19 protein-coding genes and 1 pseudogene are annotated in these 23,401 nt (G+C 61.4%); all 20 read right to left on the reverse strand.

What is annotated here, in order from left to right:
• Window positions 1-7: 7 nt before the first annotated feature.
• The gene (locus NL241_RS32660) at window positions 8-1,342 is read right to left on the reverse strand and encodes an NtaA/DmoA family FMN-dependent monooxygenase (RefSeq protein WP_494396168.1); all 1,335 of its coding nucleotides are present in this window, start codon (window positions 1,340-1,342) and stop codon (window positions 8-10) included.
• A gap of 130 nt (window positions 1,343-1,472) precedes the next feature.
• A complete protein-coding gene (locus NL241_RS32665; protein ID WP_494396169.1) occupies window positions 1,473-2,678 on the reverse strand; it encodes a 3,4-dihydroxy-2-butanone-4-phosphate synthase in 1,206 nt (401 codons plus the stop codon).
• The gene (locus NL241_RS32670; RefSeq protein WP_494398435.1) at window positions 2,675-3,205 is read right to left on the reverse strand and encodes a flavin reductase family protein; all 531 of its coding nucleotides are present in this window, start codon (window positions 3,203-3,205) and stop codon (window positions 2,675-2,677) included. Before NL241_RS32670 ends, NL241_RS32665 begins: the two co-directional genes overlap by 4 nt.
• Before the next feature lie 169 nt (window positions 3,206-3,374).
• Complete coding sequence (locus NL241_RS32675) at window positions 3,375-4,958, reverse strand: ABC transporter substrate-binding protein (RefSeq protein WP_494396170.1); 1,584 nt, start codon at window positions 4,956-4,958, stop codon at window positions 3,375-3,377.
• 64 nt (window positions 4,959-5,022) lie between these two features.
• Window positions 5,023-6,831 carry a dipeptide ABC transporter ATP-binding protein gene (locus tag NL241_RS32680; protein ID WP_494396171.1) on the reverse strand — a complete coding sequence of 603 codons (1,809 nt, stop codon included), beginning with the start codon at window positions 6,829-6,831 and terminating at the stop codon, window positions 5,023-5,025.
• Between the two features lie 59 nt (window positions 6,832-6,890).
• Window positions 6,891-7,832, reverse strand: coding sequence for an ABC transporter permease (locus tag NL241_RS32685; protein ID WP_494396172.1), 942 nt, complete (start codon window positions 7,830-7,832; stop codon window positions 6,891-6,893).
• A complete protein-coding gene (locus NL241_RS32690) occupies window positions 7,829-8,470 on the reverse strand; it encodes an ABC transporter permease (RefSeq protein ID WP_494398436.1) in 642 nt (213 codons plus the stop codon). Before NL241_RS32690 ends, NL241_RS32685 begins: the two co-directional genes overlap by 4 nt.
• A 114-nt stretch (window positions 8,471-8,584) precedes the next feature.
• Window positions 8,585-8,860 (reverse strand): annotated as a pseudogene (locus NL241_RS32695) (hypothetical protein); the annotation flags it as partial.
• A 952-nt stretch (window positions 8,861-9,812) separates the two neighbouring features.
• Window positions 9,813-10,451, reverse strand: coding sequence for an SRPBCC family protein (locus NL241_RS32700; protein ID WP_494396173.1), 639 nt, complete (start codon window positions 10,449-10,451; stop codon window positions 9,813-9,815).
• The gene (locus NL241_RS32705; RefSeq protein ID WP_494396174.1) at window positions 10,448-10,930 is read right to left on the reverse strand and encodes a (2Fe-2S)-binding protein; all 483 of its coding nucleotides are present in this window, start codon (window positions 10,928-10,930) and stop codon (window positions 10,448-10,450) included. Before NL241_RS32705 ends, NL241_RS32700 begins: the two co-directional genes overlap by 4 nt.
• On the reverse strand, window positions 10,927-11,802 hold the full coding sequence (locus NL241_RS32710) for an FAD binding domain-containing protein (protein ID WP_494396175.1): 876 nt from the start codon (window positions 11,800-11,802) through the stop codon (window positions 10,927-10,929). Before NL241_RS32710 ends, NL241_RS32705 begins: the two co-directional genes overlap by 4 nt.
• Window positions 11,799-12,383 carry a hypothetical protein gene (locus NL241_RS32715; RefSeq protein WP_494396176.1) on the reverse strand — a complete coding sequence of 195 codons (585 nt, stop codon included), beginning with the start codon at window positions 12,381-12,383 and terminating at the stop codon, window positions 11,799-11,801. Before NL241_RS32715 ends, NL241_RS32710 begins: the two co-directional genes overlap by 4 nt.
• A complete protein-coding gene (locus NL241_RS32720; protein WP_494396177.1) occupies window positions 12,380-14,758 on the reverse strand; it encodes a xanthine dehydrogenase family protein molybdopterin-binding subunit in 2,379 nt (792 codons plus the stop codon). Before NL241_RS32720 ends, NL241_RS32715 begins: the two co-directional genes overlap by 4 nt.
• Complete coding sequence (locus NL241_RS32725; protein ID WP_494396178.1) at window positions 14,755-15,885, reverse strand: NAD/NADP octopine/nopaline dehydrogenase family protein; 1,131 nt, start codon at window positions 15,883-15,885, stop codon at window positions 14,755-14,757. Before NL241_RS32725 ends, NL241_RS32720 begins: the two co-directional genes overlap by 4 nt.
• Window positions 15,878-17,065 carry a mandelate racemase/muconate lactonizing enzyme family protein gene (locus NL241_RS32730; protein ID WP_494396179.1) on the reverse strand — a complete coding sequence of 396 codons (1,188 nt, stop codon included), beginning with the start codon at window positions 17,063-17,065 and terminating at the stop codon, window positions 15,878-15,880. Before NL241_RS32730 ends, NL241_RS32725 begins: the two co-directional genes overlap by 8 nt.
• Window position 17,066: 1 nt before the next feature.
• The gene (locus NL241_RS32735) at window positions 17,067-18,185 is read right to left on the reverse strand and encodes a M24 family metallopeptidase (RefSeq protein ID WP_494396180.1); all 1,119 of its coding nucleotides are present in this window, start codon (window positions 18,183-18,185) and stop codon (window positions 17,067-17,069) included.
• Window positions 18,182-19,210: an LLM class flavin-dependent oxidoreductase gene (locus NL241_RS32740; RefSeq protein ID WP_494396181.1), complete on the reverse strand. Its 1,029-nt coding sequence runs from the start codon at window positions 19,208-19,210 to the stop codon at window positions 18,182-18,184. Before NL241_RS32740 ends, NL241_RS32735 begins: the two co-directional genes overlap by 4 nt.
• A 52-nt stretch (window positions 19,211-19,262) precedes the next feature.
• Complete coding sequence (locus NL241_RS32745; RefSeq protein WP_494396182.1) at window positions 19,263-20,345, reverse strand: pyridoxal phosphate-dependent aminotransferase; 1,083 nt, start codon at window positions 20,343-20,345, stop codon at window positions 19,263-19,265.
• Between the two features lie 77 nt (window positions 20,346-20,422).
• Entirely contained in the window at window positions 20,423-21,925 is a 1,503-nt protein-coding gene (locus tag NL241_RS32750) for an aldehyde dehydrogenase family protein (protein WP_494396183.1), read from the reverse strand.
• A gap of 3 nt (window positions 21,926-21,928) precedes the next feature.
• Window positions 21,929-23,401 (reverse strand): FGGY-family carbohydrate kinase, encoded by a 1,473-nt coding sequence (locus NL241_RS32755; protein WP_494396184.1) that lies wholly within the window; start codon window positions 23,399-23,401, stop codon window positions 21,929-21,931.

Raw genomic sequence — 23,401 nt, forward strand, 5'->3', positions numbered from 1 at the left:
CACCCCGTCAATCACGCCTCTGCCGCAGATGCTCACGCAGTGTGGTGCCTGCATAGTCTGCGCGGAAAAGCCCGCGCTCCTGCAGGACCGGAACCACCGCGCGCGCGAAATCCTCGAGCGTTCTGGGCAACACGTTGGTGCTCAAGATGAACCCATCCGCGCCCCACCTCTCAAACATCGTCTGCATCTGATCGGCGACCTGTTCGGGCGTGCCGATGAGCTCCGGACCCAGATCATTGATCGCGAACCGTCGCGCCGCCTCGATCACAGTGAGCCCGTCCTTTTCCATAGCGGTCAAGAACACGTCTGTGGCGCCGCCTTTGGGAACGCCGTCGAGAGGTAAGTCGCCGACCTTGGCATTGGGCGGCAGACGGTCGAGGTCGATACGCGTCGCCAGTCCGGTCCGGTACAACGCTGCCTCGTCGTCGACAAGCGAAAAGATGTACTCCCGCTTCTCGTGCGCGATCTTTTCGGTCTCGCCAACAACGACCTGCACCGACGGCAGAAGGAGAACATCGCCGGGCTGCCGTCCCGCCTTCACGAGCCTCTGATTGATGTCATCCCTGAAGGCTCGCATCGACTCTTCGGTTCGCTGGTAGGTGAACACAATCTCTGCGCACTTCGCCGCGAAATCACGGCCACGGGGGGACGAGCCGGCTTGCATGATGACCGGATGCCCTTGAGGGCTGGGCGGCGTCGAGATCGGCCCCCGGGTGCTGACGTATTTTCCTTCATACTCGAAACTCCGCAGTAAGAAGGGATCGATGAACTTCCCGGCGGATGCATCCGCCACATAGGCTTCAGGAGGGAAGCTGTCCCACAGCTTCAGGCACGCCTCGACGACCTCTTCGGCTCGGTCGTATCTGTCTTCCTTCGGGAGCAGCGCCGGCATTCCGTGGCGCTGTGCCTCAGCATCGAAGGCGCTTGTCACGACGTTCCACGCCATCCGGCCGCGGCTCAGCACGTCCAGTGTCCCCAGCGCACGAGCGATACCGTACGGGTGGAAAAAGCTGGTCGAGACAGTGATTCCGATTCCGACTTTCTCTGTCGCAGCGGCGATCATCGCTGCGAGCGGGACCGGATCGAGCAGATAGATGTCTCCGCCCTTACGCGGCGTCACGGTCCCGTACAGCGTCTGCGCATCCGCGAAGAAGATGGCATCGAACTTCGCGCGTTCGAGGGTCTGGGCCATCCGGGCCCACCATTCACCGTTGAGGTAGTCATTCTCAGCCCAAGGATGAACCCAACTGCTGACCTCAGGCCCAGTCGTCATGACTGTCATCAGGTGCATTTGGCGTTTGCTCACTCTGCTGATCTCCGATCCGTCGTCGTCGTTGTTCACTGCTGTGGTCCGCGCTACCCACGCGCTCCATGTCGAAAAAGGGGTCCTATGAGCATTGCTCGTCACGGTGACGCAACCGTTTGATCTCGCCACTGCTGGGGTTCGCTACTCTCAGCGACGGGCGGGCGTCTCACCCTGCGGGTATCGCAAACCGCCCAGCGATCTTCAGTCCGAATCCCCGCATGCTGTCCGGCACTACCGCATCCTTGGTCATCAGTCGCATGCCCCGGACGCCAAGATCCGCCAAGATTGCTGCAACGATGCTACTTTCACGGCACTCCGGTTCGCAGCCGGGTGACGATTCTTGAGCTGTGGGCCGTCGAACCGCCGCGTGCTGCGAATGGCATTGCACAACTGAGGCCATACCAGTTGCCGGTCTGTCCCGACGCCGAAGATACACGATAACCCCGGTGCCGTCGGCGGCAATCATCTCGAGGGCTTTATCCAATCGCGCGTTGCACTCGCAGAGCAATGAGCCCAGCACGTCTCCGGCGATGCACTCGTTCTGTATGTGGACGAGTACCCCACCGGAGATGGCCTCGGCGGTAGCGAGATCACCACAGGTGACGGCCAGGTGTTCGGTGCTGTCGTCGACCGACCGATACGCCACTGCCGTGAAATCTCCGAACTTGGTGGGCAAGAGGGCTTTCCCACTACCCGCTACAAACTTCTCGGTACGACGCCGGTACCAGACGAGATCGGCAATTCTCAGGAACGGGAGTCCGTGATCGGCCGCGAACTGCCTCGATGCCCTGCTCACCATAGGTGCACCGTCTTCGCCCACCAGCTCGGTGACGGCGCCGGCAGCTCCGCATCTAGCGGCGCGCGCCAAATCCATGGCAGCCTCAGCGGGAGAAGCGCGTGCCAGAACGCCGCCGGGCTCACTGCGTAACGGAAAGACGTGGCCTGGACGACGAAAGTCTCCTCTAGCGGAGGTGGTCTCCGCGATTGCACGCACTGTGGCAGCACGTTCAGTTGCCGAGATCCCGCCAAGGGTTGTCACGTGATCGACCGATATCGTGAAAGCTGGCGCGCAGGCGCTCGTCGGACGTGTCACCATCGGCGGTAGGTCCAGGCGGTCGGCAGTTTTCGGCGGCACAGAGACACAGATGATTCCGCTGCCATTTCGCAGCATGAATGCCATCTGCTCGCCAGTCATCTCCGCTGCCGCCACCACGAGGTATCCCTCGTCGCGCCGTTCCCCGTCGTCCGCCAGTACGATGGCTCGCCCGCTGGACATCGCAGCCACAGCTCGCTGAACAGCCTGACTGATGGTCTCGGGCGCCCGAGGTGCAGATGCAATCGATGCGGAGTGATACATCAATTCGGCGGTCACGTTGCATCCGCCAGGTACTCGGCTGCGGCGTACCTGCCGTCGTGGAAGATCAGGGGCGCGCGACCATTTCCCGACAACTCGAGCGTCGTTGCCCTCACGACTACGATGTGGTGGTCGCCGCCCGGATACTGTGCCTCGATGGTCCCCTCGCACCACAGCACTGCCTCGTTGATCCGGGGGGCCCCGTTACGTCCCGGCGTCCACCCCACACCGCGCCACTTGTCCGTACCACTGCGTGCGAACTGTCCCGACAGATGGTGCTGGTCCGTTGCCAGGATGCTGATGCACAGCTCGCCCGCCCTCTGTATGCGCGGAAATGTCGTGGACGTTCCGCTAGGACAAAACATCACCAGGGGCGGGTCAAGCGACAGGCTAGCGAACGATTGACAGGTCATGCCTACTGGATCACCGGCGAGCCCCTTCGCGGCCACGACGACCACCCCGGAAGCGAAGGTCCCGAGCGCCCGTCGGAATTCGGCAGGTTGACTCGGATCGAGCTCTTCGCCAGATCGATCCGATGCACCCATAATCACGCCAGTTTCTGCGGTCCGGTTCGGCACACCCCGACGTGAAGCGCCGGGGCAGGCTGCCGATGCACTTGGCGTTGTCACTGCGCAGACTCCTTAACTCACAAATCGGCGATGTACGAAAGTTTCTGAGTCACACCGACACCGGATGCTTCCCGCAGTTGTCGACTCACGCGAACCATGCCTCACGGAAAGCCTTGAAGCCGTTCAACGAAAACCCGGTGTTGGCCGCCTTCAGCCCGCCGAGCTTCTTGCTGTGCCCGTCGACGGTGTACGGGAATCCCCAGATGATGGTTCCGCTGTCGTCATAGAGGATCTGCTGGAGCTCATGTACGAGCTCGCGACATTTCGCCTTGTCCGGAGTTCCCTGTGCCTCTTTGTAGATTGCTTGCCAACGGGGATCCGACCAGGCCGTTGAGTTGTACGCCGCCCCGGTCACATACTTGCTCGAGAAGAGCTGCATGATCGGCCCTCCGGCATCAGCATCCTGGGAGAAGGTGAACTTGCCGTATCCCGCATTGAGGTCGGTGACACTGAGCTGCTTGATGTTGACCGTGACGCCGGCACCTTTGGCTTGTTCGGCAAAGGCCTGCGCCATGGGGATGTACTGGCCGTCATAGGGGCCCGTCGCCAGCTCGACAACAAGGTTCTCATGCCCGGCTGATTTAAGAAGTGAGCGTGCGCGATCGAGGTCTTGCACCCGTTGCGGGATGTCCGAGGCATACAACTCATCGGCCGGGCAGTACAGATCGTTGCCCACTTGGCCATATCCGGACAGCACCGTTTCCACCATCTGTGGCCTGTCCACGATGTACTTGAATGCCTGCCGCACGCGAACGTCGTCGAACGGAGCACGATCGACGCGCATAATGATCGGATCCGTCGAGTAACCCTTCCCGACAAGAAGCCCCAACGAGGGATTGGAGCTCAGCGCTGCCGTTTGTGAAGACGAGATCAACGGCATGGCGTCGATCTGATCGGAGAGCAGCGCGTTCATCCGCGCAGTCTCGTCGGCAAAGCCGCGGCACACCAACCCGTCGAAATACGGTTGGCCCTCGATCCAGTAGTTCGGGTTCTTGTCGAACACGCTCTCCATACCGGGTGTGAAACTCTTGTACTTGAAAGGACCTGTGCCTTGGGGGTTTCTGATATCAAAGTCGGCCGGGAAAATGAAGATGCCATTGTCACCGCTCAGCGTCTCGGTGATGAAATAGTTGGGCTCACGCTGTGGAATGCGCACGGTGCGGTTGTCGAGTTGCTTGGCCTGCGCCAGATCGAGACCGGCAAGCCCTCTTGCAAGAAACGATATCTGCGGATCTGCCCATTGGCGCAGTGAATAGAGGAGGTCGTCGGCCCCGAGGTCTTTACCGTGGTGAAAGGTCACCCCGTCACGGAGGCGGATGAGCAAGGAGTTTCCGCCATCCTCGACGTCCATCTGTTCGGCGAGCAGTAGTTCCGGCTTGAAGTCGGCGTCGCGAGCCAGCAGAGGGTCGTAGAGGGCCATCGCACGTGCATAGTCGACGAGCCCTTGGGCTTGCAGTGGAGACAGTGATTCATTGGTCGCCGCACCTGAAAAGCCCACGCGGAAAACACCTCCGGCCTTCGGAGGACCGGAGACGTCAGTCGTCCCGGCCTGTGGGGTATTGCCACAAGCGGCCAGCGTCGGGCCCAGGGCCACTGCTCCAAAACCGGCCATCATGCCCACCAGGACGTTTCGGCGACTCAACGGTGCATTGTGAAGTCTGAAATTCATCTGAAATCCTGTCTACGTCGTATAACAAGGTCGGTCGAGAGGTCGCGGTGAGTGTTGGATGTCCTCAGTGAAGAACGTCGAGGCTTGATTGTGTTGTGGGGATCGAGGGGGTGCGCTCGATCAGAGTGCGGGTGTAAGCGTGACTCGGAGCGGCGAAGACACGATCGACTTGACCGGACTCGGCCACTCGTCCGTTTTGGAGCACAAGGACTTCGTCTGCCAGCGACCGGACCAGCGCCATGTTGTGGGTTACGAAGAGCATCGTGATCTCACCACTTACACACAAATCGCGTAGCAGACGCGCCACCGAAGCCTGTACGGATACATCCAGCGCGGAGGTGACTTCGTCACACACCATTATCTCGGGCCGCACGACCAGCGCCCGCGCGATTCCCACTCTCTGCCGCTCGCCCCCACTCATCTGTCCCGGGTACTTCCGCCGGCTGATCGGCGAGAGCGAAACCTGTTCCAGCACAGTGGTAACCCGGTGATCAATCTCAGCTCGCGATGCAGTTCGATCGAACGCACGGATGCTGTCACTGAGTGTTTGCTCGACAGTCTTGCGTGGGTTCAGAGCGGCAGCAGGGTTCTGGAACACGTACTGGATCTTGCGCAGAAGTCGACGGTCCCTACGACTCCTGGTCAGATCAACCACCTCATCGTCGATCAACAACGATCCCGCGGCCGCCGGCTGAAGCCCCGCAATCGTCCGTGCGAGAGACGATTTTCCGCTTCCGGACTCGCCAACAATGGCGGTGCATCCTTGTCGCGGTAGCTTCAGGGACAGCTGGTGAAAGATCGGACTTCCGTTGCCGTAACGAATGGAGAGACCCTCGACGAACACCTCTGCGCCGGAGGCAACTTCGGGCCGCCGTGAGGCGTTCCCGCCCGTGTCCGTCACGCCATCGCCAGCGTCCCCAGAGCGACGGCGTTTCGGCGCGTTGGCTCCACTAGGGCCCGCCAGATGGCAGGCCGACTTGGATGTCGCGCGGTCACCGTGACCAACGAGTTTCGGTCGCTGCTCCAGACATACCTCGATGACTGCGTCACAGCGTGGTGCGAAATTGCATCCGGGGTCGCGGTCATTGGCCGTTGTCGCACGGCCGCGTATTCCCAGGGGCAGAGCCGGAGACTCCACTCGGGGAACGGCCGCGATCAGTCCTCGACTGTAGGGGTGCTGTGGATGGCTGATCACCTCGCATCGGGGCCCGTGCTCGACAACACGGCCCGCGTACATCACCGTTATAGATTCTGCGATCTGGTTGACCACCGCAAGATCATGAGAGACGTAAAGCACTGCCGCCTTGGTTTTTTCCGCGAGATTACGCAATGTTTCGAGAACAAGGTGCTGTGTCATCACATCGAGTGCGGTGGTGGGCTCGTCGAGCACCGCCAGTGCGGGTTTGCCCGCGAATGCCATCGCCAGCAGGAGGCGCTGTTGTTGCCCACCGGAGAGCTGATGGGGACGGCGGCGTAGAAACTCTCGTGAAGACGACAGTCCAACGAGTTCGAGCGTCTCGCCGAGAACACCCTGTTTACCATCCAGGCCGAGTTTACGTTCAACCTCTCGGAGCTGCGCTCCGATTGTCATCAGCGGATTGAGCGCACTGCCCGGGTCTTGTGGCACATAGGTTATTCGAGAGCCTCGAAGTCGAGTGAGCTCACGCGTCGACAAGCCGACAATATCGCGGCCGGCAACCCGGATCACGCCCTCTGTGATGGCAAGCCCGGGCCGTGTGTAGCCCACCAGTGCATGCGCCACCGTGGTCTTGCCTGAACCTGATTCACCGACGAGACCGGCGATCTGGCCAGCTGAGACTTCAAAGCTGACACCATCGATAATCGGCTGCCCGGCCAGTGTGCGTACCGTCAACCCTTCGATGTATACACCGTCCGCTCGGTCACGCGTCGCACCTACGCTGGTCCGCGTACTCACGCAACCCCCAACTCGAGCTTCTCAACGGTGAGATCATCAGTGGTCGCCGCCGCGGCCCGTGCCAAGCCGTCGGCAACCATGTTCATGCCAAGGGTGAGCACCGCAATGAGGAAAACCGGCGCAATCACGCCCCATGGCTGGAAAGTCAGACCTGCCATGTTCTCGTTGATCATGAGCCCCCAGTCGGATCGCGGGGGTTGCACTCCGAATCCGAGAAAAGCCAGGGCTGACAACGTGGCGATCGACCAGGTGAACCTGAGTCCCCACTCTACGAGGATGGGACCAGCTGCGTTGGGAAGAATCTCATTGACCAGGATCCTGTGCCGTGAGACGCCCATTCCCCTTGCTGCAACCACGAAGTCACTGGCATTGATGCGTCTGGCGACTGTGGCCATCACTCGTGCCACCTCAGGAAGATGGCCCACCGCCACCAGTAATGGCAACAGCCACAGATGCGGGCCCAGAACCGAGACCATGAGAAGCGCGAATACGATATTGGGCAACATCAGGATGCAATCGGAGAGCCGGGCAACTGATTTGGAGATGACGCTATCGGATGTACCGATGTAGAACCCGAGTGCAGATCCGAGCCCTACACCCAGTACCGTCGCGACCAGAGCAAGAAGCAAGAGCAGCGCTCCGCCATGCAAGGTCCGGCTCAGGATGTCGCGGCCCAGAGTATCGGTTCCCAAGAGATGCTCACCGCCGGGCTTGGCGAATGGCGCACCCGAGATGGCGTTGGGATCGTCGAGGGGCATCGCAGGGCCCAGTACCGCAAGGAGGACGACTGCAGCGACTAAGACCAGGCCGGCTTGGGTGGAGCGACGCCGCACCGCACGACCAGTGATCGCACCAACCGCGCCGAACAGTCGTTGCCTCGGCTTCTTTGAACGCGCAGCGAGCGCGTCGTTCGGCGAAGAGGTATTCGCAATGGTCATTGCCATTCACCTTTGGGATTGAGAGCTGTCGACACCACATCTGCAGCAATGAAAAGCAGTACGTAGAGAGCGGCCAGCCCCATACAGACCGCCTGGATAACCGGAAAGTCTCGGGTTCCGACCGCATCGACAAGTGCGAGTCCGATGCCAGGAAAGTTGAACACGCTCTCGACGACGACCGCTCCTCCAGCGAGGTAGGTAGCAGTCAGCGCGAGGGTCTGAACAGTGGGGCCCAGGGCGTTCGGAACGGCGTGCCGCACCACCAATCTGACCGGCGATACGCCCCGGAGGCGCGCAGCAACAACGTAATCGCTTTCCAGCACTTCCTTCATCATCACTCTGGTCATGCGATAGATGTACGGCGTGACCATGAGCGCCAACGTCAATGCCGGTAGCGCGAACGACTGCCACTGCTGCAGAGGCGCAACCCCTGGTGTCAGAGTCGACACGGCGGGCAACCACTGAAAAATGCCGGTGGCGAAGATGACGATGAGCAGGACACCGAGCACGAACTCGGGGATTGCCGACAGGACGATGACTGCTGGCGTCATCGCCTTGTCGACGGCTCCCCCTCGACTCAGCGCTGATATGCAGCCCAACGCGATCGCGCCCGGCGCGCAGATTGCGGCAGCAAGCACCAAGAGCGCTATCGAGTTCGCCAATCGAGGACCCATTAGCGTCGCCACCGCAGAGTCTTCCGGGGCGGAGCCACGGGCCAACATCGCCGTCGACCGTCCGAAATCCCCCTTCATAGCCCCTGACAACCACGTGGTGTACTGGTCAACCAGCGGTCGGTTGAGATTCAGCTCTTGCTGAAGGAACTCAACTCGTTCCGGAGTTGCTTGCGGCCCAAGTGCGGCTCGCACCGGATCCCCAGGCAGTAGGTGTGTCGCGCCGAAGACCACTATCGATAGGAGGAGCAGACAGAAGACACCCCACACCAGGCGAGCCCCCACGTAGCGGACAGACGGGGGTACGCGGGGCTTGCTCGACACGGACGCGACATCGGCGGAGAGCGGTACGGTCACCGCGCCGCCCTTCCGCTGAGGCCGGGACGCAGTGCGGCGACGGCGTGCAAAGTCCGCCCCGCCGCCCTCCGCCCCTCCGGCACGGTGGTGCAGCCTTCGGTATTGACACAATGCTCCGGCCAAGCCAGCCGTGACTGTCGGTTCTCAGCTGGTTCGTAACAGGCGCAGACGACAGTTGCCCGCCCGTGACGGGCGTGATTGTGCTGACCTGCAAGTGTTTTCGCGCCGGCGCGGCATCCATGTCCTCTGAAGCGAGGCCGATTGCCTTCGGTTGCGGTCAAGATAGGACACGTCCTTTGTGTGTTGTTGCTCACTCAATTCAGAGGAGCATGCCATCGCGGCGCCATAGACGTCAAGGGTCATTCATGAATGTACGCACAGACGTTTATGAACGTATGTGAACTTTGCTGCGCTCTTGTTAAATTACGTCACTACGGTCGAACATGACTTTGGCGAGGCGAATGTCGCCGAGCTGTCCTGTCACACGTTCCGCTGGTATCCAAGCGCCGCTTGAGGGCTAGCACTACAAGGGGCAGACGACACCGCAGATTCCAGGAATTGCGGAGTTTAGTAGCTCCCGATGCCGTGTCGGTCCGCGCGGATAGCGCATGTCGCCGGCGGTCACCAGCAATCGCCGAACCAGCGTGCAAATACTGGGCGGCGCCTCTGCGTAGGTGAGCCGGTGACTGTCTTCTGAGAGTTGGAAAGAGGCGCATGGCGGCCCCGACAGCCACAACACTGCGAACCGTGACAGGGGGCCCGGAAGCACCGCCACACCCCAACCGCGCAGCCCGGTGCCCCTCGACGCCGGAATTGACCGCACCCCTGATCTGTCCGAGGGCGGGGGGCGCGGCCCATGCCGACCGGTGGTGTACCGGCGCGCCGTCTCCATCGGGGGCAGTCGTGGCCTTCGCCGGACCCACTCTGTACCGATCACATCGGCGGGTAATGCCTAAAGGCGCTCAGAGGTCGTTAGCACGCGTGCGCCGACGATCGCGACCAGCACACCTAAAGCGAAGGCCGCGGCCATTCCGCCACCGCGCAGCCACGACGGCGGGACCAAGTCGAGCACCGTCAAGTCGCCGCCTACCGCCACTTCTTGTGCCGAAGACCCCGCGGCTGAGCCGGCCGTGGCGGCGCCACGTCCGGCGACCACTTTGGACACGTTGTCGGTGAACCTCTGGAGGATTCGTCCGGCTACCTCGACCATGACACCGTTGCCGAACCGCGCCGGACTTCCGGTGACCTCGTAGGAGGCAGAAACGTACATGCGACACGCTGTTTCGTTCACAGCCTCCAGTCGAGCTGACACCGTAGCCGAGGCAGTGCCGGTGCCGGATGATTCCGCGCCTTTGGCATCGATGGTCATCGTCCACGAGGACTCGTCACAGACGGTCACCGTTCCCCGGCCCCGGTACTTTACCTGGATAGGACCCACCTTGACGGCGACCTTGCCGGTGAAGTCACCGCCGTCAACGCTGTCGAGGTGGGCCCCAGGTAAACATGGCACCACCTGTTCGAGATCGCTGATGACGCTCCACGCGTCCGCGATGGAGACGCCCAGGTCGAAGGATTGCTCAAAATGCATCATTGGGAGTGTCCTTCCTGGACTCGGAGGGCCTTCACTGCGTCGACGATGTTCTGATAGCCGGTGCACCGACATATGTTCCCGGACAAAACCTCCCGTATATCACCGTCGTCCAGGTCTGCCAGTGTCTCCCATTGGGACAGCAACGTCATGAGGAAGCCACTGGTGCAGAATCCGCATTGAAGGGCGTGCTTCTGGTGAAATGCCTCTTGGATCGGGTGGAGTTTCTCGGGGTCATCGGTCATCGATTCCACTGTCTCGATCGAGTGGCCGTCTGTCTGGGCGGCGAGTATCAGACACGAGCGCACTGCATCGCCATCGACAATGACAGTGCAGGCGCCGCAGGCTCCCTGCTCGCACCCGACCCGCGTACCGACGAGGCCGAGTTCGTGTCGGAGGTAATCGGAGAGCAGCAGTCTGGCCTCGACTTCGCGCTCGATGGAGTTGCCGTTGACGGTATGTCGGACCTTATGCTTACTCACGGTGTGTCTTTCACTCGTCCGGCAGCGATTCGCAAGGCTGTTTCTATTTGTTTCTTGATGACGTGGAGCTTGTAGCTGCCGGTTCCGTGCACGGTGTCAGGTGGTGACATGTCCGCGACGGCGGCAGATGCAGCTTGTGTACCAAGCTCCTCACTCCACAGCGCGTCGATCAGCAGAGCCTCCGCCTCTTCTGCCCGAACGGGCGATCCTGGGGCCCCTAGGAGAGAAATAGCCGCACCGGTTACCCGGTGATCGTCACCCATGGTGAGGACTACAGCAGCGCCGCCGATCGCGTAATCACCTCCGCGACGGGCGTATTCAGTAAACGCCGATCCAGATTTCTCCGGCAGCGGCGGCACCTGCACTTCCACGAGAAGTTCGTCTGGCTCCAGAGCGGTCTCGAAGGGACCCAGGAAGAAGTCTGACCATGTAATCTCGCGCCGCCGTGAAGAATTCGCTGCGATGAACCGTGCGTCGAGCGCGGCCATCAGGGTGGGCAGTTCGGCCGACGGGTCGGCGTGGCTCAGTGAGCCGCCGATCGTCCCACGGTTGCGGACCTGAGGGTGCGCGACATGCGCAATACCCTCGGTGAGCAGCGGCCAGAACTTGTTGATCACAGGCGATTTCTCGACCATCACGTGTCGGGTGAGCGCACCGATACGTCCGCCGTCGTAGGTGCGCCGGATGTAGGAAAGTTCTGTAAGCCGACGAATGTCGATCAGTGTCTCAGGGCGCGCCAAACGAAGATTCAGCATCGGAACCAGAGACTGTCCCCCAGCGATGACTTTGGCATCGTCGCCGATTTCGGCTAGCAATGCCAAGGCTTCCTCCAGATCGCCAGGACTTTTCAGTTCAAACGCAGCAGGTTTCACGGATGTCTCCTGGACGGACGGGGGCAGAGCCTGGTGCACGCGCCGACGGCGATTCCGGCAACGAAAGCGACACCCGCTTTCGTCCATGTCGATCGAAGACCACTGGCGTGGTCAGGGTCGAGTTGGCGCAAACGCGGGCCTGGCGCTGCCCAGGTCTCTTCGCCCCAGGAATCAGCAGCGGTCTCGATGGCGGTGAGCCAGGCCGACGTCAGATGTTCGGGAAACACGCCTTCGCGGGCTGTGCTGATGATGTCGCACCCAACGCTGATCGAGGTGGCCCCGGTCGAATCAGTGCTCAAATGAGTGACGATCGATGCAGAAAGGCGTTCACCCAGCGATGCTGCCGACAAGCTGTATGTCCGCTGATAGTCGACTTCATCTTCGTCCAGAAGTCGAAGGAGCCCATGCCAAACTCGGGCCTGGTCAGTGGCAAAGCTGACTTCATCGGCGGCGCCTCTCGACCGCTCCACCGTGAATCCGGTTCTGCAGAGGAGAGCCGGTAACTGTGCTGTTCGTTGCCAGACGAGTTCTTTCGGAGCGGCCACACTGCCGGCCACTTGGGAGTTGCTGGTGGTAGTCATCGGACAGGCTGAACTCCGTCGGCAGCCCGGTGACTCGCTGATTCAACCACTGCAGCACTCACGGTATCGATGGCATCAAGCACAGCGTGAGTTTGGATCGGCAGTTCATTGAACTCGGCGCCGACGGCATCACTGACCGCGTTGGCGATGGCCGCAGGAGCGCCCAGCGTGCCGCTTTCGCCTACCCCCTTGACTCCGAGGTGTGAGCCAGTGGTCGGCATCTCGAAAGAGCTGATTCGTATCTGCGGCACATCAGTCGCGGTCGGCACCAGGTAGTCCATGAATGAGGCGGTCTGTAACTGCCCGGCCGGGTCGTAGGCGTGTTTCTCGTAGAGCGCGGCACCGATGCCCTGCACCACGGCGCCACGGATTTGTCCCTCGACGATCATGTGATTGATGACCCGACCGCAGTCGTCCACCACTGCGTAGTCAACCACCTCAACGTGTCCGCTGGAGGGATCGACTTCCACCACGGCGGCATGCGTGGCGTAGGAGTACACGACCTGGGGAGGTTCGAAGAGCGCGCTCGCTTCGAAAGCGCCGAAGCGCAGGGCGAGCTCTTCATGAGAGATGCAAGGAACGGAATCGTTTTGTTGCGGCCGCTTCGCAGTCCACGAGCCGTCTACGAGGTGCGCCTCATCGACGCCTATGCCCAGGGCGGACCGCAGTGCTTCGTTGATCTGGTCACGCAGCGCCGCGGCCGCCTTCCATACTGCGCCGCCGCCGGACACCATGCTCCTGCTGGCACCGGTTCCGTTACCCACCAGCCCTGCCACGGCCGTATCGCTGCGCTCGACAATGACTTGGCTTGGCGAGCAACCGAATGCGTGGGCGGCTATCTGCCCGAAACTCGTGGCGGAGCCATTTCCTACACCTGGCAACGTGGTCCACAGTCGCAATGTCCCTGCGCCATCGAAGGTCACATGGGCCGAATCATCACCGCGGGTTCCCATCATCCCGCGCGCTAGATATTCTTTGCGGTTGACGCCGGTGAACTCGACGAATGACGCCAGACCGATGCCGGCCAGCTTGCCTCGAGCGCTTGCTTCGTGCCGCCGACGCCCGAAGTTCTCATAGCCGATGAGACTGAGCACGGACTCGAGTGCTCGTGGATAGTCACCGTTGTCGTAGAGCCTGCCTGTGGAGGCTCTATACGGCATCTCGTCCGACCCGATCATGTTGCGGCGCCGAACTTCAGCCCGGTCCAGTTGCAGTTCGGTGGCGAGGATGTCGATCAAGCGTTCATGGCTCAGAACTGCCATGGGGAGGCCCACGCCTCGATACGCTCCCAATGGACACTTGTTGGTGCACACCGCGCGCGTGCGATAGCTGTAGGCAGGCACACGATACGGACCGGGAATCATCGAGGGCGTTCCACCGGCCTCGAGCAGTGGCCCATGAGATTCAGTGGGGTACGCACCGATATCGCTGAGCACGTCAGCTGCCATGCCCAAAATCTGGCCATCCATGGTTGCGGCCAGTCTTACTGTGACCGATTGATCTCGCGCATGGCTTGACGCAGAAAGGTTCTCTGTTCGGTCCTCGGTCCAGGCCACAGGGCGGCCGAGCCGGAGAGCAAGGTAACTGACAAGTATGTCTTCTGGGTAGACGTGCCCCTTCTGTCCGAACGCTCCACCGATGTCCGGCGACGTAACGCGGACGAATGCGGGTTCGATGTCGAGCACCTGGACGAGCACGTCTGCGAGGCGATGGGGCACCTGCAGCGATGACGTCACGCGTATACCCGGCCCCTCGGGTACCGCCAGCACACCGCGCGGTTCCATTGGGACCGCAGATACCCGTGCATGTCGGAATGTTCGCTCGATGACCACATCAGCTGAGGTGAAAGCGCCGTCTACATCACCGTGGCTGTAGTTCCGGCTGAGCAACACGTTGGAAGGAACGTCGTGAAGCAGAGTGGACCCATCAGCGGCGGCCTGCTCCGCGTCCAGCACAACCGGAAGGGGCTCCATTTCGACGATCACTGCCTCGCAGGCGTCTTCCGCGAGGTAGGGCGAAGTGGCGACCACGGCAACGACCGCCTCTCCCGCGAACCGCACCTTGTCTCCAGCGAGCGCATAACGCGGAACGTTGATGACATCGGCGTTCTCTACCGGCGGCACTTGCGGTTTCACTGGCAAGTCGGCGGCCGTCAGAACGCCGATCACACCCTCCATAGCGCAGGCGGCGGAGGTATCGATCGAACGGATTCTGGCGTGAGCGAGAGATGACCGAACCAACTTCAGGTGCAGGCAGCCGGGCGGTGCAAGGTCGTCGACAAATCGAGCATGCCCGGTGAGCAGCGCTGCGTCCTCAGTCCGCAACACATGGGCACCGATAGGCCCGTCGCCGATGATGGGCGTAGTTCCAGTCATACGGATTGACGATCCGATCCGACACCTGAAACTCGGGCGAGGAAGTCTCCGAGGCCGATCCCGGCCACCCCGAGCCGCTGCGCGTTGAGGCCGTTCTCTCGCAGTGGAAATCCAGTAGCGATTTCGGCCAACGAAACCAGCGCACGCATGGCTGGTACTTCCACCTTGGCCAGATCTGCCAATGCAATCATGGGAACGAGTCCGAATCCGATGTCTTCGTGGATGTAGCGGTGGTCCAGACTCGGCGGCGCCATGATTCCGGCGTTGGGCGCGCTGAGAGTGATTGCAACGTCCGAGCGGCCGGTTCTCCAGGCTTCCGTGCTGGTATATCCCGCGGAGTAGAAGAAGTCGATGAAGGAGTCCAGTTCCACACCGAAGGCGGCACCGATCTGCAACCGCTCCGCATCGATCGCGTCGATCACTCGGCCTACCGCCGGACTGTGCCCCTCTGCATAGTAACGGAATGCTTCGGGCTTGGACTCGATCCAGCCGGCATTGAGGAGCATCCCCGGCGAGTGCATTACCGCGTTGTGGTTGCTGAGGCTGGTCGTCAACACTGAATCAACGATGTTGAGATTGTCGATCAGCGAGGCATACCGACCGAAGAACTCGGCGACGCCCAGCGATTGAGTCGGAAGTACGCTCGCGAGCAGACGCTCCGCCCGGCGCCACAAGGTGACGTGCCCGGGGCTGGTGATGCGGCAGATATAGGGCAGCGTGTGTGTCTCCCCCACAGCGACTTCGAGCCCTGGGCGGCGTGACCGCAGCACTCGATCGACGAGAAGGGCGCCTCCGGTGTGCCCTGGAGCCAGCAAGATCGAGTGTCTCGCCTCGATGACGGGAGCCAGCGCTTCGGCGTAGAACTCCAACCCCGACGTCGGCAGCATGATGAGCAGAGTTTCGGCGGACGTGACAGCAGCCCCGATATCGGTGGTCAGCGCATGAATGGGCACAATGCCGTGCTCGACACCTTCAGCGGTGAAGGAGATTCCGCCCTGCTCTTCATACCTTCTCAGGCGGCCCGGACTACGGTTGAACAACGTGACCTTGTGTCCGGCCAGAGAAAGCCGTGCAGCGGCTACCGAGCCGCCGCTTCCCGCACCGATGATGCAGATGGACTCACGCATGGAATGTTCTCCGCTCCAGGGTGTATGCCGTCACTTTGTCGGTGTCGACGTCGATGCCCCATCCCGCAGCGGAGGGCACGTCCACGTTCCCGTCACGCAGCGTGAAGGGTGCGACGAGCACGTCATCGGTATAGACAGCCTGGGCGAATTCGGTCGGCCGGTTGCCTTGCAAGCCGGTGATGGGGATGACGCAGCTTTCAGCAAGGCTGTATGACGATGCTGCCAAGTGAAGGTTGGCCAGATTACCGACCCCGCTTTCCCCTGACCCATTGACGTTGGACCCCAGTCCCGCCGCGAAGGCGACCGAATCCATCTGACGCGCGGCGAGCAACCCACCCGCCTTCGAGGTATAGATCGAAACCAGATCGGCGGCGGCCCGCCGGCTGACGTCCATCACATCGCGTGCTGTCCAGGTCGTCTCGTCTGCCATCAACGGCACGTCGAGTTTCGGCGCCAGCTTCTCCATCTCCATGATTCCGCGAACCGGCTGCTCGACGTATGCGAGATCGCAATCCTCGATCTTGCGTATTACGCGAAGCGCCTCCGCCGCTGATTTCCAACCGCCGTTGGCGTCGACGCCGATACGTAGGGCCGGGCCGAAGGCCTTGCGGACATTACGCACGAACCGGACGTCCCGGTCGGCATCCTCACCCGTCTTCAACTTGACGCTGACGACCCCTTCGGCAAGCACCTGTTCGATCTCTGCGAGCGCCTTGTCCTCATCCATCAACCCGATGCTGTGAGCAACCGGGATACCGGTTCGGCAACGGCCACCCAACAGCTCATAGACCGGAACACCACGGCGCCGAGCAGAAAGATCCAGCAGAGCTTGCTCGAGTGCGGTGCGTGCATAGTGGTGGCCGCGGACTGCACTGTCGACAGAGCCCATCAAAACAGGGATGTCCGTGAGAGATTGGCCCAACACCAGAGGTGTGTAGATGTGCTCGACGAGCTCAGCGACCGTGCCTGGCGTCTCGCCGTAATACCGGTTGTAGTCGCCGCCCCACTGGGCCAGTGCCGTCGCTTCGCCCCAACCGCTCACGCCGGTATCGTCGGTCAGCTCCAAGAGAAGCCAGCTACCGAGATTGGCAGTCAGGGAGGCCCAGCGCTGGGGACGACGCATGGGAAGACGGATGAGGTGACAGTTGATTTCGACGATCTTGATGGCATGGTCGGTCATGTCAGCCCACCCGATGCAGGCGCTCAGCGTCCATGACGTCAGAGAGCACCTCTGCGCCGTCGTGACCCACGTGAACCATGTCTTTGATCTGCATACCGAATTGCCCAGGAAGGTAGAGCAACGGTTCGATGCCGAGAACCATGCCTTGTTCGATCACTTCATCCGTGTAACGCCCAAGATACGGATTCTCATGGAGGTAGACGCCAATACCGTGTCCCACAAAGCTGATCGGGTCATAACCGAGAGTTGAGAAGCGTTCCAGATAGTTGCGGTAGATACTGGCGGAGCTGGCACCTGGCCTGATCTCCGCCAACGCCTGGCGCCGACAATCCACCAGCACGTCCCATACCCGTTGCTGCTCCATAGTGGGCTCTCCGACGACAGCGGTTCGACAAATCCCGGCGTGATACCCGTCGATCACGCCGAAGACCTCGAAGCGAATCAGGTCGCCGGCCTCGAGGCGACGGTCGGTGGGACCGACATTCGGAAAGAAGCTCCGCTCCCCCGTGGCGCACACCATACCTCGCTGTTTCTGAACGCCGTTCTCGTACAGCGCAGCTATCACATGGCCCGCCAGGTCCAACTCGGTATGCCCTACCTTGACCCGCTCAAAACCGGCCGAGATCGCGGCATCGGTGGCCCGGCTGAGTCGACGCAGTAAATCGACCTCCCGATCGGTCTTGATGCGTCGACTTGCGGCGAGGATGTGCTGCACCGGCACGAATCTGGTTCCTGGCAGCAGCTCTTGTAGCCGTGCAAAGTCCCGCGCCGGCAGGTAATCGGTTTCGATCCCGATCCGCCTTCCGGCCATCCCGGCTTCGCGCACCGCGACGGCCAACTCCTCCATGGCGTTGTCCGCGAACTCCTCCCAGACATGGATACGGCTGTCGGGCAACGCGGCACGAACAGTCGTCTCCTCCATGTCCACGCAGAGAACCGAATACTGACCATCCGCCCGTAGCAACACCGCGGCGTGACGCCACCGCAGAGGCTCATGTGACGGGACAACAAATCCTGCAAGGTAGGCGAAGTTCTCCGGGGAGATCGCGATAAGGCCGTCGATGCCACTTTCGCCGAGTTTGGGGGCCAACGTGACGGTGATGTCGTCGTTGATAGTCATTCAGCCTGCGCTGCTTTCATTTCGGTGGTTCGGTACACGTCGATTACTTCAGCCGCAAAACGCTTCAAACTGTGAACCGTTTCAGCGGGGTTGCCGGTGAACGAGCATGCCCAACCACCGGCACCGGCTTGAGCCGCGGCCGTGACCCGATCGAGGAGTTGATCCGCAGTGCCTACGGCGATCAAGCTCTGAACCGCCCAGGCCGGCATCGGCTCCGCTGCGGCCTCATCGTGTGCACGCATGATGAGTTCGTCGTCAAATCCAAGTCTTGCCAATACTTTCGGATGTGTGGTCGACATGAGCACGCGCGCGAACTTCGCCGCGTGAGCGGGCACCTCGGCGCCTCCATCGAGCACCTCGGCGACCTGCCAGGCGGTGTACTCAAAACTATCCAGGTTGCGCTCGCCGGCGCCTTCGGAGATGACGTCGCGGGCCCACTGGATACCCTCGGCGGTGAACAAGCCTTCGACGAGGATCCCGTCGGCATGCCGGCCCGCTTCTGCCATCGTCTGCGGTCCCCTCGTGCCCACCAGGATCTTGGCGTCCGGAACAGGCTCCAGCTCGATCCTCACGTCGTCCAGGACGAAGTCACTTCGAGGATCACGATACGAAACTGTCTCCCCCGCAAGCAATTTCTTGATGACAGCCACAGCAGCGCCGATCTGTCGCGACGAGTTCCGCATGCTCAAACCCAACGGCTTGAGCACGTGGTGCGGGTTGGAGGCTCCGAGCGCGAAACGCCAGTCAGTTCGACCGGTGAGATGCCACACGGTGGCGAGCGACCGCGCAACTTGCACTGGGTGCCGGGCAAACGGGTTGGTCACTGCCAGCCCAAGTGGCACATCGACTTCGTTTGCGAGCTGAACCAAGGTGGCGAAGGGGTCACAGCGTAACGACTGGTCGGGGATCCACACTCGGTCGTACCCGGCTCCCGCTGCAGCCCTTGTCATCTCGACCAAGGCCATCGGGTCGTAGGGGGGCAAGAGACAACAGCTGAACTCCATCCGCCGCGCGCCTTGGCTCATATCACCATGATCACATAGACCTTCCTGTACGTCAATGTACGCTTATGTATGTCTAGACGGTTAGAAGGCGGCGCAGACCTTCGAGCAAGTCGGCGTCGGAGGCGGACAGCGAGATCCGCACATAACCCTCACCGCAGCGGCCGAAAGTACTTCCAGGAGCCACCGCAACCTTGCGATTGGTCACAGCGTCGGCGCAGAAGCTCGCCACATCGCTACACAGGTGGGATACGTCAATCCAGAGATAGAACGCGCCCTGTGGGCGCACGTAGGCAACGCCGAGTTCGTCGAGGAAATTGCATACATGGTCACGACGCCGTTGATAAACCCGCGCGTTGGCTGTCAGTTGCTCTTGCGGCCCTTCGAGGGCCGCCAGCGCTCCCCATTGCGCCGCTGCGTTGACACACGCTACAAGCGGCTCCTGCAGTTTGGCCAGTGTCGAACCATCACCTGGAGGCGACGCGACGTACCCGACTCGGAATCCGGTCATCGAGTAGGTCTTCGAGAATGTGAAGCAAGACAGAACCCGTGCTCCGGGGTCGAGCGACGCGGGTGATATGTGGTCCGGCTCGAACGTGATGGCGTCGTAGCACTCGTCAGATATGATCCACAGATCATGATCACGAGCCAACCCGAGTAACTGTCGTAGAGTCTCGGAATCGAGCACGGTGCCAAGCGGGTTCGAGGGCGTGTTGATGACGATCGCTCTCGTGCGCGGACCGATCCGTGCAGCAATCTGGTCAACGTCGGGCAGAAAGCCGTTCTCTGGGGACAATTGGTAGAAACTGGGCTTGACACCCAGCAATTGGGTCAACATGGCGTAGTTCGGCCAGCCAGGGTCCGGGAGCAGGACTTCGTCGCCTGGAGACAGAACCGCAATGAAGGCGTTCAGCAGCGCCTCCATACCCCCGGCGGTCACCACGACATCGTCGAAGGACGCGGGTATGCCGTTGAGACTGTTCAGCTTCCTCGTGATCGCCGAACGCAGCTCAGGAAGTCCTGCGTTGGGTACATAACGAGTAGCTCCGTCAGCCAACGCCTTGCGGGTGGCGTCGATGACATGGGACGGCGTGTCGAAGCTGGGTTCACCGACATGAAGTCCGATGACGTCGGGCCCCGTCGCCCACGCCAGATCCATGATCTGTCTGATCCCAGAGCGCGGCATGTCGACGGCGTGGGTAGACAGGCCTGGACCGGGAAGCGTCGTTTCAGAGCTCACTGCTGAATCGCCTTCAGTTCGAGGAACTCCTCGAATCCCCATTGACCGCCCTCGCGACCGAGTCCCGACTGTTTGAAGCCACCGAACGGTGCCCGACCGTTCCAGGCACCACCGTTGACCTCAACCTGCCCTGCTCGTATCCGGCGCGCCACATCGATGGCTGCCTCAGAGGTGGCAGCCCAAACGCCCGCTGCCAGACCGTAATCGGTGTCATTGGCCATTCGGACACCTTCCGCCTCGTCTTCGTAGGTCAGAATCGCCAGGACTGGCCCGAATACCTCTTCACGGGCGACCGTCATGTCAGAAGTGACATCACTGAGCACCGTAGGAGCGACAAAGAACCCGCGTTGTGGCGGCTCGGGTGCCGTGGCTACCAGCCGGGCACCTTCTTTCAGAGCACCGTCGATGTACCCTAGAACGCGTTCCTTCTGATTCGCACTCACCAGCGGCCCGAGAGCAGTCTCGGGCGCCATTGGATCTCCCACTGTGAACTCTGGCAGAACGCGCGCAACGACCTGCTCCACCTCGGCCAACGACTCGCGTGGCACAATCATCCGCGCCAGTGCCGTACACCCTTGGCCCGAATTCGAGAAGCACTTGGCAAGACCGTCGCGCACAGCACGTTCCAGATCAGCACCGCGCAGAATCAGGTTGGGCGACTTTCCGCCGAGCTCGAGCGATACCTTCTTGATCTGCTTCACAGCCAGTTCAGCGATGCGCTTACCTGCTCTGGTGGACCCCGTGAACGAGACCATGTCGACGTCCGGGTGGGTCACCAGAGGTTCTCCCGCGGTAGGACCGTAACCCGAGATCAGATTGAACACACCCGGCGGAAGGCCCGCATCGCTGATCGTCTCCGCAAGCACAAAGGCAGTCGATGGCGCCAATTCGCTGGGTTTGAGCACCACGGTGCAGCCGGCGGCTAGCGCCGCCGCCACCTTGATGACTACCTGGTGAAGCGGATAGTTCCAGGGCGTGATGCAGGCAACCACACCGATGGGCTCACGGAAGATGCGCGAATTCGCCACCGTCTCTTGCTCGAACGAATACGAGCCCGCTAGTTCCGCATAGAACTGTGCATTGGCGATTGGCATTGACGCTTGGATGTCGAGGCTTTGCTGCAGCGGCATCCCCAGCTCTTCTGTGACGAGGTTGGCGATCTCGCGCTTCCGACCGAGGAGGTGATCGGCAACCCTCTGCAGTAATTCAGCTCGTTCCTTGGGCGCGGTGGCTGCCCACGAGTCGAAAGCACTGCGCGCCGCACGTACTGCCCTGTTCGCATCTGCGCTGACGCAGGACGGCACAGTCGCAACCACCTCTTCGGTGGTCGGATTGACAACCTCGATTACCTCCGTCCGTGATGGCAAGCACCATGCACCATCGACGAAGATCTGGCTGAAGGTTCGGGACAAGGGGATCTCCTCGAGACAATTGTTGAACGAAATGAGCTGTTTTACGTAAACACTGGCTGGGAGCCGCTCTCGCGAGATGCCGCCCATCTCCTAGAACGTGGCGTGCAGTTCATGGGAGATGTCGCGGGTCGATGTATCGAGGCGACGATAGAGTGCATACATCGGGTCGTAGATCTCAGCGTGCGCAGGGACCGGCTCCACGACGTGTCCCGTTCGGCCCCACTCTCCGTCACGTGCCAGCCCCACTGCGCGAGCCGCGACCAGAGCGTCCCCGTACGCTGCGCCAAGCGTGACAACAGGCATCTGCTGTGGGGCGCCGAGTACATCTGAAACGATCTGGGTCCACAGCCGGCCCCTCGTGCCGCCGCCCACGGCGACCAATCGTTCCACTCGAACCCCACTGTGCGCCAGCACTTCCAAGACGTGACGTGTCGACATGGCGATCGACTCGAGCACGGCTCGATAGATGTCAGCCCGACCGTGTGCAAGCGTCAACCCGCACATCACCCCCCGGGCGTCGGGATCGTGGATGGGCGACCGCTCACCAGAGAAGTAGGGCAAGACGATGAGCCCACGGGAGCCAGGGGGAACCCGTTCAGCCTCACTGAGCAAGGTGGCGTAGTCGGATGCTCCTGTGAGGTCACGAACCCAGTCTGTCAGCGCACCGGCGGTGGACGTAGCGCCACCGACATGGTTGCGGTCTGGGGCGGAGCCCGGCGCCGACCAGAGGCTCGGGCTGCTCACTGATGTTGATGTCACGGCACTGATCGACATCGTGGTGCCATAGGCGAGCATGCAGTCGCCCGGCTGCTCTGCACCACAGCCGATGTTCTCGGCCCAGAAATCCATGGTTCCGGCAGCAACAGGCGTTCCAACAGGAATACCCGTGTCATCACTGGCCTGAGGGCTGACCGTGCCCACAACGTCGTCGGGCCACGCCAGCGTGGGAAACGTCAACGCGGGGACCAGTTCTCGCGCCCAGTCAGTATCCCAGCTGTGACGTTCTAGGTCATAGAACGGGTCGTACATGCTCGCGGTTGTATGGTCCATGACGTAGGCGCCCGTGAGTCGGTGCACAACAAATCCACCCGATGTGAAGAAGGTCCGAGTCTGCTCCCAACACTCGGGCTCGTGATCGCGTAGCCAGAGCATCTTGGGCCCCACTGACTGTGAGGTGAGGGGGTGACCTGACGGACCTTCGATGCGGGCGCGGTCATACTTGCCATACAAACCGTTGATCTGCTGTGTTGCGCGCGTGTCAATTCCGTAGGAGATAGCCTTTCTCAGTGGGACACCGGCATGATCAGCTGGAAGCAGGCAGGGCCCGAGACCGCTGACGCAAACCCCTTGCAAGGACACGCTTTCAGCGTGAAGTAGCTCCTGTGTAACGGCCTTGAACTCACTCCACCACTGCCGCCAGTCGTGGTCGACGAAACCCGGTGCAGTAGGCAAGAGCTGATGCCGTCGTTCAGCGACAGCGAGGACGTGTCCGGTGACAGAGACCAGCGCGGCTTTGGTACTGGAGCTGCCGATGTCCACACCGAGAGTTGCTCGTTGTGTCAT

The sequence above is a fragment of the Mycolicibacterium sp. SMGY-1XX genome, from assembly GCF_059132455.1.